Raw genomic sequence first — 18,445 nt, forward strand, 5'->3', positions numbered from 1 at the left:
TTTTCCGTTTAAATCAAGTCCTGTTCTATTTTTTCTTCTTGAGCAGGAATTTTAGGTTTTGCTCCGGCCCTGAAATCAGATCAGCAATTAAGCGGGTCTTGGGAAACTGTTCCAGAATAATTCGAAGGAATACCGTAATGGGAATAGACATGATTAAGCCCGGAATGCCCCAAATAAAGCCCCATAGCATAAGCATGACCAAAATGGTAATCACATTGATCGAAAAGGTTTTTCCCATGAATACGGGCTCTAAAACCCCTCCCATGAGTACCTGGACAAGGGTGATGCTGAGAATGAAAAACAGGAGCGTGCTGGTTGGATCAAGCTCTATGAAGGCAAATACGGAGAGAAGAACCACTGAGATGACAGAGCCGATCATCTGAACAAAATTGATCAGGAAGGCCAGTAAGCCCCAGAAAATGGGGTAACTCACGTCAAAAAAGATACAGGCAAGACTAAAGCCGACTCCGGTGAAAAGACTGATCAAAAACTTCACTACGACAAACTTGATGATGTCTTTTTCAATTTTCATGAATATTTTGACCGAAGAATATTGTTGTTTGAAGATGGTGTCGTTCAGGACCTTTTGAAAGTTGATGGAGCCTGATAGTAGCAATACGGTAAAAAACAGGGTCATTAAAGTCATCGTAAGCGTATTGCTGATGAAATCGACCGTTGAGCCAAAGTTTTTCAGGTTGCCGGCATTTTTGAAGTAATGCGACAGGATGCTTTCGCCCTGAGTTCGCTGAAAACCAAAAAACTGCTCAATGGATACGATTAACGCGGTGAGTTTTGTTTCTGCTTTTTCCAAAAATTGGCTGTCGGTGGTCATGATTTCATTGCTTGATAATTGAATCAATTCGCCACCGGCTTTTAAGCCTCCAATGATTATCAGAATAACCAATAGAATGCTGATTGGATTAGGCACATGCTTTTTATTCAGCCACCGCATCAAAGGCAGAAACAGCAGGGCGATAAACATGGATGCAATGAGTGGGATAAAAATGAAAGCCAGGATTTTCAGTAAATAGAAAAACAGCGGAATGGCAATGGCCAATAACAGCTTATTAGTTGTTCGTATGTCTTTGAGGTTCATTTGATGAAGTCTTCATATTAAATGTAATCCTAAACAAGAATCCAGGCTTAAAGTTTCGCTTGGATGATGCAAAATTTCAAGCCTGAAAACCGGTTAGAATATGCTCTTTGCTATAAGGGCAATGTATTAGTTAATCATTTCATAATGAATGCCCGCATCGGGTCCCAATGGCAGACCAAACAGGAGCCAGCCAACCAGCAGGACGATCCAGAAAAGCAGGAAAACGATGGAATAAGGGAGCATGGTTGCAATGATGGTTCCAATGCCTGCCTTGGCATCGTATTTTTGAACAAAGGCGATAATGAGCGCGAAAAAGCTCATCATTGGCGAAATGATATTGGTCACACTGTCACCAATTCGGTAAACCACCTGCGATAGCTCCGGAGAATAGCCCATAATCATAAACATGGGGATGAAAATAGGAGCCAGAATAGCCCATTTGGCCGAGGCGCTACCCATTAGCATGTTAATTGAGGCTGACAACAGGATGAACAGGATCATGAGTGGAATGAGGCCAATATCTGCTGTCATAAGCAGCTCAGCACCTTTTACGGCCAAAATCATCCCCAGGTTGCTCCATTTGAAATAAGCGACAAATTGTGCGGCAAAAAACACAAGCACCAGGTAGGTGGCCAGGGTTTTCATGCTCTCAGCCATGCCGTTCATTACGTCGGCATCGTTGCTAAAGGCTTTGGTGGTAAATCCGTAAGCGAGTCCGGTGGCTCCTGCTGTGACAAAAAGCATGGCAACCACGCCTTCGATGAGGGGAGAGCTCAGGAAGCCGCCATCAGTTCCGCGTAAGAACCCATCAGCCGGAATAAGGCCGGTAAGGGCGATGGCTGTGATGCCCAGGAAAACGATTAAAGCCCAAAGCAGGCCTTTTTTCTCCGCTTTGGAAAGTTTGTCAAACGAATGATCATCGTGCGGGTTATTACTTTTGTAGGTTCCTAAACGCGGTTCCACAATTTTTTCAGTCACGAAAGTACCGGCCAGCGCAATGATAAAGGTTGAAGCAACCATGAAATAATAGTTGGCTGTTGCGTTGACCATGTAGCTGGGGTCGAGAATATGTGCGGCTTCCTGCGAAAGACCTGCCAGCAGTGGATCGATGGTTCCGAGTGCGAGGTTGGCGCTAAAACCGCCGGAAACTCCGGAAAATGCCGCGGCCATACCGGCAATCGGGTGGCGGCCCACAGCTGCAAAAATGACGCCGGCCATCGGTATCAGCAATACATAACCAACATCAGAGGCAATGTTGGACAGGATTCCCGAAAACACCAGTACGAAGGTGAGCAGATGCCGTGGCGAGTTGAGAACCAGCATGCGAATAACTGCAGAAACCAAGCCACTTTGCTCGGCAATTCCAATTCCGAGCATGGCAACCAAAACGATTCCCAGTGGAGCAAAGCCGGTAAAATTTTCCACCATTTCAAGTAAAATTCGATGAATCCCTTCAGCAGACAACAGGTTTACAGGGCGGATGATTTCTTGTGTGCCGGGGTGAATGACTTCCCAGGCCATAAAATGGCCAATGGCTGAAAAGACCAGGGCAAACAGGGCAAACAAGGCAAATAAGGTGGCCGGGTGGGGCAGGGCGTTTCCTGCGCGCTCGGTCCAGTTCAACATCTTCTGAAAAAATCCTACTTTGGTTTTTGCGTTATTCATGAGCGTTCTACTTGAAAAAATTCGTAAACAATTCAGGACTGGTTTTATTTAAACCAATCATTAACTTAAATGATGTGCGGCTTTATGGATATAAGGTTCGCCGCGTTGAGTTTGTTCTGTTTTTGGGATTGAAACGATAGATGAATATGGACTATTTCATACTCATCTATCGTTTGTTGGCATTACCAGAGCTTTTCAGGATAAGCTCCTTGTTGGGTCAGTTGCTGTACTTGATCAACAACATAAGCTTTGTCTTCCGGATAAGTGACACCAAACCAGGGCGAGCTGGCGCGGAGTACTTCTGTTTTTACTTTGCCCGACTGAATGAGTTCAAATACGATGCTGGGAATGTAAAATTCCGATTTTGGAAGGTGCATCTTTTCATCCAGGAAAGCTTTGAACTGACTTTCGATATGTTGAAACAAGCTGGGGTGAAATCCCCAGAAGTTCATCGAAGCAGGAGTGTCCTCTGCTACCGGAACTGTGTTGCCATTGTCATCGGCAAAAGTAATTTGGGCACCTGTGCGGGCAATTTGGTGACGTTCGGTGATTTCAACCAATTTGTTGTCCGAATCAACTTTACAAATTCCGCGGGAAACAGTACCGAATTCAGACAGGGTGTTTTTGAGCTGGTAGCCAACCATGCTGTAGCTATCTTCAGCAACCTGGCTGGTCAGAAAATCAGCAGCTACCTGAAAAGCTTCCTGTCCGTAGAAGTCGTCTGCATTAATAGCGGCAAATGGTTCGTTTATAACATCTTTTGCCATCAAAATAGCGTGTCCGGTTCCCCAAGGTTTTTCGCGTCCTTCGGGTAGGGCATAGCCTTCAGGAAGTTTGTCCAGTTCCTGATAAACATATTCAACCGCTATTTTATCGCTTAACTTATTTTCAAAACGTTTTTTAAACTCTTCTGCAAAGCTATCGCGAATAACAAAAACAACTTTACCAAAACCCGCCCGGATGGCATCAAAAATGGAATATTCCAGGATGGTTTCTCCGTTGGGACCAATGGGCTCAATTTGTTTTAATCCGCCATAGCGGCTTCCCATGCCTGCGGCTAAAATTAATAGTGTAGGTTTTTTACTCATAATTATTTGTTGATCGTCTGTGTGTGGAAACTGGAAAATTCGCAGCTTCCGTTATTTTTTATCATTGATTTCAGGTGAAGGTGAAATCCTCATTCTTCTTGTAATCGGTCTGCTTCAGGGGTTTATCAGAAGGCAAGCCGATCACGTATAACCGTCAGTCAATTTTGAGCCTGAAAGATAGGAAGAATATCTCATTCTGAAGAAGTCCGTCCTTCTCTTTAGCTGGCAACCGAATGGATTGTGCTATTCTTTGTACCAGCTGGCATACATGTGGTATGCATTGGCAATCCGGTGAATTTCTCCTTCCAGCAAATCTTTGCCCAGTGCTTTCACCTTTTTGGCCGGAATTCCGGCATATACACTGCCCGATTCAACTCGGGTCCCTTTGGTAACCACCGAGCCAGCTGCAATGATGGAGTTACTTTCTATAATTGCATCATCCAAAATAACCGCATTCATACCGATCATGACGTGGTCTTTTATCGTACATCCGTGGACAATCGCTCCGTGAGCAATGATGACGTTATCGCCAATGTTGGTGGGCGATTTTTGATAGGTGGCATGAATGACGGCACAATCTTGCACATTGGTATTGTTTCCGATTCGGATGGAATGAACATCGCCGCGAATGACTGCGCTGTACCATACACTGCTGTTGTCGCCAATTTCAACATCGCCAATGATGGTGGCATTTTCTGCCAAAAAGCAGTTTTCGCCAATTACCGGAGTTTTTCCTTTGAGGGGTTTTATTAGAGCCATTATCTATATCCATTTTAAATTGAGAACAAAGATATTAAAAGCTATAAATAATTATATGCTTCTGATTTTCCTTGTTAATTATTAATTATTTTTGCTCGATGACCATGGCTGCGAGCGCTATTCAAAATGGTTCCAAAGTTATAAATTGTTATTTTAGCGGTCGTTTTTTTAGAATTTATAAGGAAAAATCCAGCTATTTTAAAATAATTGTCAAATGAAAGACACAAAAGTTATTGAGTTAGAAGAAGTGAGCATTCGATTTTCCGGAGATTCTGGTGATGGAATGCAGCTTACGGGTACTTTGTTCTCTGACGCGACGGCGTTATTTGGGAACGATATTTCAACTTTTCCAGATTATCCATCTGAAATCAGGGCTCCTCAGGGAACTGTGGGTGGCGTTTCGGGTTTTCAGGTACAGTTTGGTCATAAAGAGGTGAACACTCCTGGAGATGATGCGCATGTTCTTATTGCGATGAATCCCGCTGCGGTAAAAGCCAATGCTCGCTTTATCCGCCCCGGAGGAACCATCATTTATGATGTGGATTCTTTCTCTCAGAAAAATTTAGACAAGGCAAAGTTCTCAACCCAAGATCCTTTTGCAGAGTTGAACCTGGAAGACTACGAGAAAATTCCGGTGCCAATTACCAGCTTGACACGCGAAAGCCTGAAGGATTTTGGAATGGATAATAAATCTGTTCTTCGAAGCAAAAATATGTTTGCCCTGGGATTCATTTGTTGGATGTTTGGCAGACCCATGGACTACATTGAAAATTTCATCAAAACCAAATTTGCTAAAAAACCGGTGGTGGTTGAGTCCAACCTGAAAGTTCTTCACAGTGGCTACAACTATGGCATGAACATGCAGCATATGACTCCCCGTTACCTGGTGGATGCAGCAGCCATTGAAAATGGAACTTACCGCAACATTAACGGAAACCAGGCTACTGCCTGGGGATTTTTGGCAGCTGCTGAAAAAGCCGGGCGGAATCTTTTTCTGGGATCGTACCCAATTACTCCGGCCACTGATGTATTGACAGCCTTAGCTGCGCGTCGCGATTTAGGGGTTAAAACTTTTCAGGCTGAAGATGAGATTGCCGGAATTTGTACAGCAATCGGTGCGGCATTTGCCGGCGACCTGGCGGTAACCAGTACTTCTGGTCCTGGATTAGCGTTGAAATCAGAAGCCCTTGGCTTGTCTGTGATGGCCGAACTTCCTTTAGTGGTGGTGAACGTACAACGTGGAGGCCCGTCAACCGGACTACCTACGAAGACTGAACAATCGGATTTATTGCAAACCTTATACGGACGTAATGGTGAAAGCCCTGTCGTAGTTATTGCAGCAAGCACACCGTCCGACTGTTTCTACTATGCATACCTTGCCTGCAAAATCGCATTGGAACGAATGGTTCCTGTGGTGTTGCTGACGGATGGTTTCCTTGGAAACGGAAGCGAGCCCTGGCGTATTCCTGCCATGAGTGAGCTCCCTGAAATTAAGCCACGAATTGCCAAAGACAGCAGTTCATTTAAAGCGTACAAACGCGATGCTGAAACCTTGGCACGCGAGTGGGCATTCCCCGGAATGGCTGGATTCCAACACCGTATTGGCGGATTGGAAAAGAATGTTGAAGGAGCAGTAAGTCATGATCCGGAAAACCATCAGGAAAACTGTGCGATTCGTGAAGAAAAAGTGCAGAAAGTGGTTGGGATGCTTCCTGAGCTGGAAGTGTTTGGCGATGAAGATGGAGGTGATGTATTGGTTGTTAGCTGGGGTGGAACCTATGGACATACGGTTAGCGCAGTTCGCGAATTGCGCAAGGACGGTAAAAATGTGAGTCTGGCTCATTTCAATTTTATTAAACCGTTGCCGGCCAATACCCGTGAAGTATTTAGTAAATATAAGAAGATCGTTGTTTGTGAGTTGAATCTGGGACAGTTTGTGGCTTACCTGAGAGATCGGGTCCCCGGATTTGAGTATCATCAGGTAAACAAGTTGAAAGGATTGCCTTTTACGGTTACCGAATTGAAAGAAAACATCGAAAAACTACTGGAGGACTAAGACATGACAGAATTGAATTATACGATAAAAGACTTTAAAAGCGAGAACGAAGTACGTTGGTGTCCTGGTTGTGGTGATTATGCCATTATGAATGCTGTTCAGCGCACCATGGCCGATATGAATGTGCCACAGGAACAATTTGCGGTGATATCCGGAATTGGCTGTTCTTCGCGTTTCCCTTACTATATGAGTACCTTTGGCTTTCACTCCATTCACGGTCGGGCAACGGCTATTGCCTCGGGAGTGAAATGCGCCAACCCTGACCTGAACGTATGGGTAATTACGGGTGATGGTGACTCCATGGCCATCGGAGGAAACCACTTTATTCACTTGGTGCGTCGTAATATCGATTTGAACGTGATCCTGTTCAACAACAAGATTTACGGACTGACCAAAGGACAATATTCACCAACAACTGATCGCGGGTTTATCACCAAAACGTCGCCATTCGGAACAGTTGAAGATCCATTTGTTCCCGGACAGTTGGTGCTGGGATCAGGCGGTAGCTTTTTTGCCCGCGCAGTTGATTCGAACGTGAAACACAATCAGCAGGTATTTGCCGAGGCTGCCAAGCATAAAGGAACCTCGATTGTTGAAGTGCTGCAAAACTGTGTGATTTTTAATGACGGAATTCATGAGCAAATTGCTGATCCGAAACACCGGGCCGAGCGCCAGTTGTTCTTGGAGCATGGTAAGCCCATGATTTTTGGCAAAGAAAATGAAAAAGGTCTGGTGCTGGAATGTGGTCGTCTGAAAGTGGTGACAATCGGCGAAAATGGGGTGACCCAGGACGATATTTTGGTGCATGATGCCAAACAGGTTGATTTATCCATTCATATGCAGCTGATTCAAATGAGCTTGCCGGAATTTCCAATTGCGATGGGCGTTATTCGTGCCGTTGAAGCACCGGTGTATGATGAAGAATTAGTGAAGCAGGTTGAAGAGGTCACTGCCAATCGGAAGGTTAACTCGATGGATGAGTTGCTGTGTTCCGGAAACACGTGGGAAGTGAATGAGCCCAACAGCAGCGAGCCTGTTCCTTTCTTCAAGAAGAAATGCCCGATCAGTTAGTGTCGAATTAACAAGGTCCGAAATGTCCCCGCAAGCCGGAGATTTTGTCGGGCTTAAAAATAATGCAGAGGCCGTTCCAAGTTTATTTGGAGCGGCCTCTTTGTTTTGTTGTGGGGGCAGTGAACGAATTCTTCCAGTCGAAAATGAATGCTGATCGTGTGTTGTGAGAATAGGTCTGATGAGTGATATGTTTAAGAAAAGGGGCTGTTCATCCCCTTTTTTTGTTGCGGGCAACCGGATTTTACCTAATTTCAAACGTTCAATAATGTAGCGAATGGAACTTCTGGTTTTACTGGATGTTGGTATCCAGTGCTCTTGAAGTAATGATTACACAGGAGTTCAGAAAAATAGTCATATGGATAATTTAGATAGCATATCTCTTTCGTCGATTTATAAGCGCAAAAAGAGTGATCGGGATATTTTTGAAGAACTGATGCCTACCAAGGTGAAAGAGGTTTTGCTGGTGCCCACTTTGTACGATAGTTACTCCATTGTTCGGGAAGGACAGTTTACCGATAAGATTTTTGGTGAGTTCTTGCAACTGAACCTTTACACCTATCCCCGTTTTACCAGTGTTAATTCCGAAGAAGATGCGCTAAAAATGATGAAAGAGCGCGACTTCGACCTGGTAATCATTATGGTAGGGGTGGACAAGGATATTCCGGTAAAAATGGCTGATGTTATCCATGATGCGAACAGCCAGGTACCCATTCTTCTGTTGGTAAACAACAACGGCGATTTGCGCTATTTTCAGGAAGCAGCAAACCAGTTTGAGTCAATTGACCGGGTGTTTGTTTGGAACGGAAATTCCAATGTGTTCCTGGCAATGGTGAAGTACATTGAGGATAAGAAGAACATCGAAGCGGACATCAACAATGGAAATGTGCGCATGTTGCTGCTGGTGGAAGATTCAATCCAGTATTATTCGCGCTACCTGCCTATGTTGTATACCAACATTATGACCCAGACACAAAACCTGGTTCAGGATGAATCGACTGACGACCTGCACATGATTTTGAAAATGCGGGCTCGCCCCAAAGTTATTTTGGTGAGTACTTATGAAGAGGCCATCGAAATGCTGAATAAATACCGCGATTATCTTTTGAGCGTAATTTCCGACGTCCGGTTTACCCGCAATGGGGTGGACGATCCGGAGGCGGGCATTGAGCTGCTCAAGTATGTGAAACAGATTTTGCGTTTTCCGGTACCTTTCCTGCTGCAGAGTCACGATGTGAACAATGCCTCACGTGCCCGTGAAATAGGTGCTGAATTCATCAATAAAAATTCGGAAAGTTTGTCGATGGACATTCACAATTTCATCTACAAACGGTTGGGCTTTGGTAGCTTTGTGTTTAAAGACATGGCGGGAAATCCCATTATGGTGGCCCGCAACCTTCAGGAGTTTCAAGAAATGTTTAAGCTGATTCCTGATGAAGCCTTGTCGTATCACGGCAAACGCAATTCATTTTCAACCTGGCTAATGGCCCGGGGCGAAATTAATATTGCCGAGCAACTGTTGCCCTATCGCTTTGAAGATTTTAATAGTGCCGAAGAGTTGCGTAATTTCTGCTTGGACGTGTTTGAAAAAGTGCGGGTGAAGAAGATGCGCGGCCGTATCATTAATTTTGATTCGGCCATTGTTGACAGCGACCATTACATTGTACGCATGGGAAAAGGTTCGCTGGGAGGCAAGGGACGTGGTATGGCCTTTATGAGTAACTTCATTGAAAATATTGACTTTAAGAAGATTATTCCCAACATCAATATTCGCATTCCGGCAACGGCGGTTATCGGAGCCATCGAGTTCGATAAGTTTTTGGAACTCAACAATCTTTATGAGGAGATTTATTGCAACAATGATTACGAACATATCAAATCGATTTTTCTGGAGTCGCATTTGAGCGAGGGGTTGAAAGCCAAGTTGTTCCGGTATGTCGAAGTGATGCATGGACCTTTAGCTGTGCGCTCTTCCGGCTTGTTCGAAGATTCGCTGCTACAGCCTTTCTCGGGCGTTTATTCTACCTACTTGCTGCCCAATAATCACCCGGATAAGTACGTGCGCTACCAGCAGTTGATTAATGCCGTTAAGCTGGTGTATGCCAGTATCTTTACGGAGTCAGCCATTTCTTATTTTGATGCGGTGAACTATAAAATTGAAGAGGAAAAGATGGCCGTTATCATTCAGAAGGTGGTTGGCCATGAGCACAATAAGCGTTTTTATCCTTCCATTAGCGGAGTTGCTCAATCCTACAATTACTATCCGGTGGCTCATATGAAACCGGAAGATGGTTTTGCGGTGGCTGCTGTTGGTCTGGGGATGTATGTGGTTGGTGGCGAGCAGGCCTTTCGGTTTTGCCCTAAATATCCGATGATCAACCCGACACTGGTGCGCGACCAGGTGCGCGACTCGCAAAAGGAATTTTATGCGCTGGACATGTCGCAGCCCAATGTCAACATTGTGAGCAATGGGGAAGATGCAGCCATTAAGAAATTCAAAATTAAGGAAGCTGAAAATGATGGCTTGCTTCAACACTGTGCCTCGGTGTACGATTTTGAAAACGACGACCTGGTGCCTGGAATTAGTATGAAGGGGCCGCGTGTAATTGACTTTGCCAATATTTTGAAGTACAACTACATTCCATTGGCGGATACCTTGCGCTTTTTGCTGCGTTTATTTCGCGAGGCTATGGGATCGCCGGTGGAAATGGAATATGCCGTTGATTTGGAAAAAGGGTCTGATGGTTTGCCAACATTTCACTTGCTTCAAATTAAGCCATTGATCCGTCGGGAAGAAACACTTAGTATTGATCTGGGGCAGGTAGAGCAGGATAAAGTGATGCTTTTTGCCAAGCAGGGCATGGGCAACGGTGAGATTTTGGGTATTCGCGATGTGATTTTTGTGAATCCTGAAACCTTTGATAAAATGAGCACCAAGGAGATTGCCCGAGAAATTCATCAAATGAATAAGAAACTGGATGCAGCAGACAAAGATTACATTTTGATAGGTCCCGGACGCTGGGGAACGAAGGATCCGTTTACCGGCATCCCTGTGGTGTGGTCACAAATATCGCGTGCCCGGATTATTGTTGAAATGGGCTTACCCGAATTTCCGCTTGATGGGTCGCTGGGGTCTCACTTTTTTCACAATGTAACCTCCATGAATGTTGGCTACTTCTCGGTAAAACATGCTTCGCAGGATGAGAAAATAAATATTGACATGCTGAACGAACAGCCGGTGATTGAGGTTCTGAAGTATGTTAAGCATGTTCGGTTTGACCAGGATTTGAGCATTTTGATGGATGGGCGAAACCGTCAGGCTTTAATTAGCTTGGGAGAACCCAGTGATGAAAAATAAGAAAGGCTGTCCAATAATGAAATGGACAGCCTTTTTTAAAGTCTTTTTAATCTCTTGGATTAAGCTTCAAAAGCGCTTACGCCGGCAGTTTGAGCTTGGCGGTCAACTTTCTTAATGAGGCCTTGCAATACTTTGCCCGGTCCAATTTCTGTAAATAAGCTTGCTCCGTCTTTGATCATATTTTGAGCTGTTTGGGTCCATTTTACAGGAGCTGTCAGCTGGTCGATCAGGTTTCCTTTGATTGTTTCAGGATCGCTAACCGGTTGCGCATTCACATTTTGGTAAACCGGACAGCTAGGGGGGGTGAAGCTTGTGGCTTTGATGGCTGCAGCCAGTTCTTCACGGGCAGGCTCCATCAGTGGTGAGTGGAATGCTCCGCCAACTGGGAGTTTTAAGGCGCGCTTGGCTCCTTTTTCGGTTAAAACTTCACAGGCTTTGTCAATACCAGCAATCGATCCGGAGATTACTAACTGTCCGGGACAGTTGTAGTTGGCAGGTACAACAACTTCGTCAATAGAAGCGCAAACTTCTTCTACAATCGCGTCTTCCAGTCCAACAATAGCAGCCATGGTTGATGGCTCTAGTTCGCAGGCTTTTTGCATGGCTTGGGCGCGTTGTGACACTAAGCGTAAACCATCTTCAAAGTTTAATGTTCCATTGGCAACCAAGGCTGAAAATTCACCCAATGAGTGACCGGCAACCATTTCAGGTTTGAAATCAGGCAATGTTTTGGCCAAAATTACGGAATGCAGGAAAATAGCTGGTTGGGTAACTTTGGTCTGCTTCAGGTCTTCGGCAGTGCCGTTAAACATGATATCGGTAATGCTGAATCCAAGTATTTCATTGGCTTTATCAAATAATTCTTTGGCAACAGGCGAGTTTTCGTACAGGTCTTTCCCCATTCCCGGAAACTGGGCACCTTGCCCTGGAAATACATATGCTTTCATATTAAACTCTGTTTAAGTTAAAATCGCGGCAAAGTTAAAACGTTTTTTTTTGCGCAAAAGGTTATTGAAGTAATTGAACAAAAATAGTTTGACTTTTTTAATACTTCTTATCGACTATTGAAATTGAATGTTCAATAGTTTTCTTCTTAGCGGTAAAAAGTGGCTTCATACTTGGTCGCGTTGCCTTTGTTGTCTGTAACCGTCAGGTTGAGTTGGTGTTGCTTGCCAAACTGAAAACGGTCTTTGTCAAAAGAATAGGTAATCAGACTGTTTTTGGCATCGTATTCAAACAATACCCATTGGCCATCAATTTCTCCCCGGTAACTGTCGATGCCTGAAAAATCATCGCTTATTTTAAACCGAATGCGGTTTTTCTCGGTCAGGCTTTTTCTGCCCTGAATGCTGAGAGGACGAATGGTTGGAGCCACTGTATCCACACTGATGGCAAAAGTACCCATCTGCCGGATACGGGCCGTTACCCAGCCATCTTTGTATGCCCCGCCTAACGACCATTTCTTGCCGCTTTTTTCATCAATAACTGCAATTAGGCTTTTGGACTGAAGCGAGTCTGGTAGTTCATCCGCCTTTATTTTCAATAAGTACGAGTGGTGCACTGGCAGCCGGTCGTTGTGTAGTTTATGCAGTGGCGAGTAGTAAAGGTTATTGGCCGGTTTATTTGCATATTCCAGGTTGAAGTCAGAATAAAAAGTTCCGGCAGTAAAGTGAGCTTCCACGCCAGGCTTTTCGAAAATGGTTTCTTCATCAAATGAAATCAAAGGCCCATTTTTTTCCGGTTTATCAAGAGCGCTTGCCCGCGATTTCACCCGGAAAGCAAGGGTGCTTTTATTACCATAAACATCCTTCACAACATAGTTAATTTGATGAGATTGTCCATCCGACAAGTTTACGATGCCTTGGTTTTCGAGGGTGGGGTAGTTGCTTAGCTTATTGCCTTGCTCCACCCAGTTTCTTTGGATTCGTCGTGCGTGCTGCCGGTAATGGGCATAATCGATATGGCTGTTTAAATAGCGGGTTTCGTCAAAGCTGAACTCATCAAGTCGAAAGGAGTAAATCGGCTGTTGATCGACGGAAAGGCTAATTTCATAAACCCCGCACTTGCTCCAACTGCCATTGAGGTAGTCCAGTGTTTGCAGGCCGAAGCCAACCTTGCCGTAAACAGGAATGGTCGGGTTACCTTTTAAGTGGTAAGCGCCATCATAATACACCGTCTCAATGAGTCGGCTGTCTGGCTTGCCGTAAACATGAGCATCTTCCGAAAGCGGATAAATGGCAACAGCCAGAATTTTAGGTTTCATGTCATCAATAACAGGAAATTTGTAAAGTAACGGATTTTGCGGTTTCTGACTTTCGGTATCCCGGATTTCGAAATGCAGGTGTGGCCCTCCCGAGCTTCCGCTGTTTCCACTGTGAGCAATCAATTCTCCCTTTTTTACCTGAAAGGTTCCTTGAGGAACCGCAAGATCTACGGCAAAGGATTCACGTTCGTATTGTATTTTTTTTGCGTAAGCCTGAATGTCATCCCGGAAACTTAACAAGTGTGCGTAAACCGTTGTTTTCCCATTGGGATGATCCAGGTACAAAGCCAAGCCAAATCCTGAAGGCGAGATTTTTATGCGTGAAACTTCTCCGTCAGCTGCCGCATAGATGGGGAGTCCGGTTTTCCCCTCAGTTTTTATGTCAATCCCGGAGTGGAAATGGTTGGAGCGCAGTTCGCCAAAATTGCCCGATAATTTGATGGGAATTGACACAGGAGTGTGAAAGTCTTCTGGCGCAGGCGCTTGTGCGTATATGAGGTTTGAAAGCAATAAAAACAAAATCAAAAAGCGAGTAGACATAAATTAAATCATTAGATGGTTTGTGATTAAAACCGAACAATGGAATTTTTGTTGTACGGCAGTTTGCAATAAGCAAAATAAAACTATCTTCGTATTAACTATCGGCCAAAAATATTAATTTTGTCCAAGAAAGTACGCAGGAATGACCGAGCAAGATCAATATTTGATTGATGAATTTAAAGTGCGACTCAGGCTGCTGATCAACAAGCAAAATAGCTTGAAAAACGAGAATAAACAACTTTTAGATCAGTTGGAAGGCCTTCAGGATGAATTGACGAGGATTCGCAAAGAAAATGAAATGCTGGTTAAACAATACGAAAGTCTTAAATTAGCTAAGACGTTTACTGCTTCGGATGATGAAAAGCAAAATGCGAAGCAGACGATAACAAAAATAGTGCGGGAAATTGACAGGTGTATTGCTCAATTAAATGTGTAGCAAATACTGAGATAAATGACAGATAAGCTTTCAATAAATATCAATATCGATGGACGAATTTATCCGTTGACCATTGTTAGGGACGAGGAGGAGAAGTACAGGAAAGCTGCGAAAATACTAAATGATATAATTCTTCAATACAAGAAAAAATATGCAGACCATGATTCGAAAGACTTTCTTGCTATGACTGCCTTTCAGTTTGTACTGAAGAACTTAGAGTTGGAAAATCGAGCAGATGAATCTCCGTTTATTGAAGAAATTAAGAAACTTAATGAAGTATTAGGTGATTATTTGTCGGTACACCAATAGAAGAGATAAAGATCGTTGAAGCCCGCTTTTGATTCAATCCCAAAAAAATGTTTGGGATCGAATCCATAGGCTGGCTTTTTTGTTTAATATATATATAAAGTAATACTTAATTGAACTATGGAAATTATATACATTATTTCCGGTTTTCTGCTTGGAGGAGCTGTTTCCTATTTCTTATGGGATAAGGCGCTGAAAAGTAAGAAAGGAAAAATTATAAAGGAAGCCGAAGTCGAAGGCGATGTGATCAAGAAGGATAAAATTCTTCAAGCGAAGGAAAAGTTTTTGCAGTTAAAAACCGAGCACGAGAAGTTTATCAACGAGAAGAATAACAAGGTTGCTTCGATTGAAAATAAGCTTAAGCAAAAGGAAAATGCATTTTTGCAACGTCGGGATGAACTGCAGCGAAAAGTCAAAGAGTTTGAACTGACTAAGAAAGATGTTGAAGCCATTCGTGAAAATCTCACCAACCAGTTAAACATGGTTCAGCAAAAAGAAGAGGAGCTGGATAAAATGCATCGGCAACAGGTTGAGCAGCTGGAAGCAATTTCTGGGTTGTCTGCTGAAGAAGCTAAAAATCAGCTTGTAGAGTCGTTGAAGGGTGAGGCCCAGACAGATGCCATGTCTTATATCAATGAGATTATGGAAGAGGCTAAGTTGACTGCCAACAAAGAAGCGAAAAAAGTGGTTGTAAAAACCATTCAGCGAGTGGCTACTGAAACAGCTATTGAGAATGCAGTTACCATTTTTCATATTGAAAGCGATGAAATTAAAGGACGGATTATTGGTCGCGAAGGACGAAATATTCGTGCTCTTGAAGCAGCTACCGGAGTTGAAATCATTGTGGACGATACGCCTGAAGCCATTGTACTGTCAGGCTTCGATCCGGTAAGAAGAGAGATTGCCCGCTTGGCCTTGCACCAGTTGGTTACGGATGGTCGAATTCATCCGGCTCGCATTGAAGAAGTTGTTTCAAAAGTGAAAAAGCAGGTTGAAGAAGAGATTATTGAAACCGGTAAACGGACAACAATTGACCTTGGCGTTCATGGTCTGCATCCTGAATTGATTCGCATGATTGGTAAGATGAAATACCGGTCATCTTATGGACAAAACCTGCTGCAACACTCGCGTGAAGTAGCTAACCTTTGTGCCATTATGGCTTCAGAGTTAGGTTTGAACCCAAAATGGGCGAAACGTGCCGGACTGCTGCATGATATTGGTAAAGTGCCTGACGATGAGCCGGAATTACCACACGCAGTACTGGGAATGAAACTGGCTGAGAAGTTCAAGGAAAAGCCAGACATCTGTAATGCGATTGGAGCACACCACGATGAGGTTGAAATGCAAACTTTATTGGCTCCTATTGTTCAGGTATGTGATGCCATCTCTGGTGCCCGACCAGGAGCTCGTCGCGAAGTGGTTGAATCGTATATCAAGCGATTGAAAGCACTGGAAGATTTGGCACTGTCTTATCCTGGAGTTCTGAAAACGTATGCTATTCAAGCCGGACGTGAGTTACGGGTAATTGTAGGTAGTGATAAGATTTCGGACAAAGAGTCAGAGCAATTATCGTACGATATTGCTAAGCACATTCAGGATGAGATGACTTATCCGGGGCAGATTAAGATTACAGTCATTCGCGAACTACGTGCTGTAAACTACGCCAAATAGAGAAAATTTCTGATACAGAATAAAAGCAAAGCGGGAAGTGATCATCACTTCCCGCTTTTTGCTTTATCGGATATTGTATACTGATACTTAGATTTCCACCAAATCATTTTTTAAGGCGTAGATAATGACCTCGACAATGTTTTTGGCTCCGGTTTTTTCCATCAGACTGGCCCGGTGTTTTTCAACAGTCCGGTCAGAAATGGAAAGTTGGTCGGCAATAATTTTAATCGGAAGACCTTTGCAGGACAAGTTCAGTACCTCTTGTTCTCTTTTGGAGAACACCGATTTGGCCACCATGGTTGAGGTGCTTTGTTGATGGGGACTGTGAGATACGGAGGCATCAAAGGCCTGGTGAAGCTTATTAGCCAAGTTGCCGGAAATATAGATTTTTTCTTCTTCCAGTATGTTGACCAGTTTTTTGTATTCGAGCTGAGCTGATTCCCCCTCTTGCTCTTTGGGGGCAAGCAAGCCGATCAAAAGGGTAAAACCATTGTATTTTTGACTTGGGGAAACATGCAAGACAAATTTTTCTTTTGTCCCTGATGCCGTTTTAAGTTCAATTTCTTCACGGAAGTTACCCAGCAGTCCGTTGGCGCATTTCATTATTTTATTTTCAACTTTCTGATATTCTTTGTCTGAAATCAGTTGGTTGAAGGATATTTTCTTGACCTCGGCCTCCGATAAGCCCAATAGATTGAGAAAAGCTTGATTGGTTTCATAAATCGTTTCGCCATCAAAAACAAAAACACCATTGGGTGACAGGTTCAGAAGGGCTTTGTAGTCATTCTTCCCGATATTGACCAGCTTTTCGTACTTCTCAAGTCTTACCTTAATTGATTTTAGTAAGTCTTGATTGTCAAATGGCTTTACAATGTAGTCGTCAACTCCAAGTTCCAGTCCAAAGCGGATGTCATTCAGCTGCGATCTTCCGGTAATGAAGATAAACGGAATCCGGCTGGTTAATGCGCTATCCTTTAGTATGTTGTATACCTGGTAGCCATCAATGGGCTTCATGTTTATATCGCACAAAATTAAGTCGGGGCAATATTCATAGGCTTTTTGAATACCTTCGGCACCAGATTCGGCCAGGTCAACCTCGTAGTCATTAATCTTCAATACATTTCGGAGCGTCTTACCCAACGCTAAATCATCTTCAATAATCAGTATCTTCTTAGCGTTCATCTGAAAGAATTTTTAGTTTGGCAGTTGTCCCTTTTGAAAGAGTACTATCAATTATTATTTCACCATTCAAACAGTTGGCTGCTTTTTGGGCAACAGATAATCCCAAGCCTGTTCCACTTAGCATTTTTACATTTTCGCACCGGTAAAAAGGCATGAAAATAAATTCAATTTGATCCGCCGGAATACCAACACCCTGGTCCTGTATTTCAATATTTAACTGGTTTGCACCATTGCTAACTCGCAGTGCAATTTCTTTCGCCGAGAACTTATACGCGTTGCTAAGCAAATTGGTAATGACTTTGGTTAATAATGTTTCATCGGTCTTGAATACCAATGCTTCCGACGGGCTGAAAACATGAATCCTGTTGGAATTGTAAAAGCAGGTGTTCTTGGATTCGAGAACCTTCGCAATTAGTTGATTGATGTCAACATCTTGTGGGGTTTGCTTCAGTTCATTTTTGTTTGAAAGGTTTATAAAGTGAATATCGTCAAGAAATCTGGAGACAGCGGTCAGGGCTTCTTCGCATAGCTGAAAAGTTTCAGCACGTAGAGTCGGATCCAAGTTCTGATTACTGCTCTTCAGTAATTGAAGGTTAGAGCTTAGGATTGTTAGCGGAGTCCTTAATTCATGCGATAAGGAACTTATAATTTGACCTATATTCTGATCTGAAGAATATTCCATATTGTCTCCTGTTCTTGTGCTAATTGCTTTCTTGTGTTATGGATAATCTTATTCTTTTAAAGAACTAGAATATCCTCTACAAGTTAAAACATATTCGCTTTTAATTGGTAATAATTAGTAACTTATTTCATGAACTGCGTGTTTCAGCCTCAAAAAGCCGTCTCTCAGCCTATGAACTGCAAAATTGGCCTTACAAGACATGCATTCTAAATAATTTTATAAATTATTTAAATAAACACAACAAGGCGAAATATGTTTTTATCAGGAGGGATTTA

14 protein-coding genes are annotated in these 18,445 nt (G+C 43.4%); 6 read left to right on the forward strand and 8 right to left on the reverse strand.

Annotation, left to right across the window (positions count from 1 at the left end; translation table 11 throughout):
• Positions 1–25: 25 nt before the first annotated feature.
• From ACRD6K_RS08130 to ACRD6K_RS08145, 4 genes are all read right to left on the reverse strand, one after another.
• Positions 26–1,096, reverse strand: a complete 1,071-nt coding sequence (locus tag ACRD6K_RS08130) for an AI-2E family transporter (RefSeq protein WP_430972853.1) — start codon at positions 1,094–1,096, stop codon at positions 26–28.
• Positions 1,097–1,222: 126 nt separating this feature from the next.
• A complete protein-coding gene (locus tag ACRD6K_RS08135; RefSeq protein WP_430972854.1) occupies positions 1,223–2,761 on the reverse strand; it encodes an AbgT family transporter in 1,539 nt (512 codons plus the stop codon).
• Positions 2,762–2,943: 182 nt separating this feature from the next.
• Positions 2,944–3,849 carry a nucleotidyltransferase family protein gene (locus ACRD6K_RS08140; RefSeq protein ID WP_430972855.1) on the reverse strand — a complete coding sequence of 302 codons (906 nt, stop codon included), beginning with the start codon at positions 3,847–3,849 and terminating at the stop codon, positions 2,944–2,946.
• 243 nt (positions 3,850–4,092) lie between these two features.
• Positions 4,093–4,608: a gamma carbonic anhydrase family protein gene (locus ACRD6K_RS08145; RefSeq protein WP_430972856.1), complete on the reverse strand. Its 516-nt coding sequence runs from the start codon at positions 4,606–4,608 to the stop codon at positions 4,093–4,095.
• Positions 4,609–4,822: 214 nt separating this feature from the next.
• Here ACRD6K_RS08145 and ACRD6K_RS08150 point away from each other — a divergent pair, with 214 nt between their 5' ends.
• From ACRD6K_RS08150 to ACRD6K_RS08160, 3 genes are all read left to right on the forward strand, one after another.
• A complete protein-coding gene (locus ACRD6K_RS08150; RefSeq protein ID WP_430972857.1) occupies positions 4,823–6,664 on the forward strand; it encodes a 2-oxoacid:acceptor oxidoreductase subunit alpha in 1,842 nt (613 codons plus the stop codon).
• Positions 6,665–6,667: 3 nt separating this feature from the next.
• The gene (locus ACRD6K_RS08155) at positions 6,668–7,735 is read left to right on the forward strand and encodes a 2-oxoacid:ferredoxin oxidoreductase subunit beta (RefSeq protein ID WP_299576939.1); all 1,068 of its coding nucleotides are present in this window, start codon (positions 6,668–6,670) and stop codon (positions 7,733–7,735) included.
• A 355-nt stretch (positions 7,736–8,090) separates the two neighbouring features.
• The gene (locus ACRD6K_RS08160; RefSeq protein WP_430972858.1) at positions 8,091–11,090 is read left to right on the forward strand and encodes a PEP/pyruvate-binding domain-containing protein; all 3,000 of its coding nucleotides are present in this window, start codon (positions 8,091–8,093) and stop codon (positions 11,088–11,090) included.
• A 59-nt stretch (positions 11,091–11,149) separates the two neighbouring features.
• On the opposite strand, the gene fabD is transcribed toward ACRD6K_RS08160, so the two are convergent.
• Together fabD and ACRD6K_RS08170 are read right to left on the reverse strand one after the other, a co-directional pair.
• Complete coding sequence (fabD, locus tag ACRD6K_RS08165) at positions 11,150–12,037, reverse strand: ACP S-malonyltransferase (protein ID WP_430972859.1); 888 nt, start codon at positions 12,035–12,037, stop codon at positions 11,150–11,152.
• Positions 12,038–12,183: 146 nt separating this feature from the next.
• Positions 12,184–13,893 (reverse strand): M23 family metallopeptidase, encoded by a 1,710-nt coding sequence (locus ACRD6K_RS08170; protein ID WP_430972860.1) that lies wholly within the window; start codon positions 13,891–13,893, stop codon positions 12,184–12,186.
• Between the two features lie 142 nt (positions 13,894–14,035).
• On the opposite strand from ACRD6K_RS08170, the gene ACRD6K_RS08175 reads away from it, so the two are divergent.
• The 3 genes from ACRD6K_RS08175 (at position 14,036) to rny (ending at position 16,306) form a co-directional block, all read left to right on the forward strand.
• Entirely contained in the window at positions 14,036–14,329 is a 294-nt protein-coding gene (locus ACRD6K_RS08175) for a hypothetical protein (protein WP_299576947.1), read from the forward strand.
• Positions 14,330–14,344: 15 nt separating this feature from the next.
• On the forward strand, positions 14,345–14,638 hold the full coding sequence (locus ACRD6K_RS08180) for a cell division protein ZapA (protein WP_299576949.1): 294 nt from the start codon (positions 14,345–14,347) through the stop codon (positions 14,636–14,638).
• Between the two features lie 117 nt (positions 14,639–14,755).
• Positions 14,756–16,306: a ribonuclease Y gene (rny, locus tag ACRD6K_RS08185; protein ID WP_299576951.1), complete on the forward strand. Its 1,551-nt coding sequence runs from the start codon at positions 14,756–14,758 to the stop codon at positions 16,304–16,306.
• 87 nt (positions 16,307–16,393) lie between these two features.
• Here rny and ACRD6K_RS08190 read toward each other — a convergent pair whose 3' ends face one another.
• Positions 16,394–17,488 carry a response regulator gene (locus tag ACRD6K_RS08190; protein ID WP_430972861.1) on the reverse strand — a complete coding sequence of 365 codons (1,095 nt, stop codon included), beginning with the start codon at positions 17,486–17,488 and terminating at the stop codon, positions 16,394–16,396.
• Positions 17,478–18,170: a sensor histidine kinase gene (locus ACRD6K_RS08195; RefSeq protein ID WP_430972862.1), complete on the reverse strand. Its 693-nt coding sequence runs from the start codon at positions 18,168–18,170 to the stop codon at positions 17,478–17,480. Before ACRD6K_RS08195 ends, ACRD6K_RS08190 begins: the two co-directional genes overlap by 11 nt.
• Positions 18,171–18,445: the final 275 nt, after the last annotated feature.

Origin of the sequence: Sunxiuqinia rutila, from assembly GCF_050589705.1 — a bacterium.
Classification (GTDB): Bacteria; Bacteroidota; Bacteroidia; order Bacteroidales; family Prolixibacteraceae; genus Sunxiuqinia; species Sunxiuqinia rutila.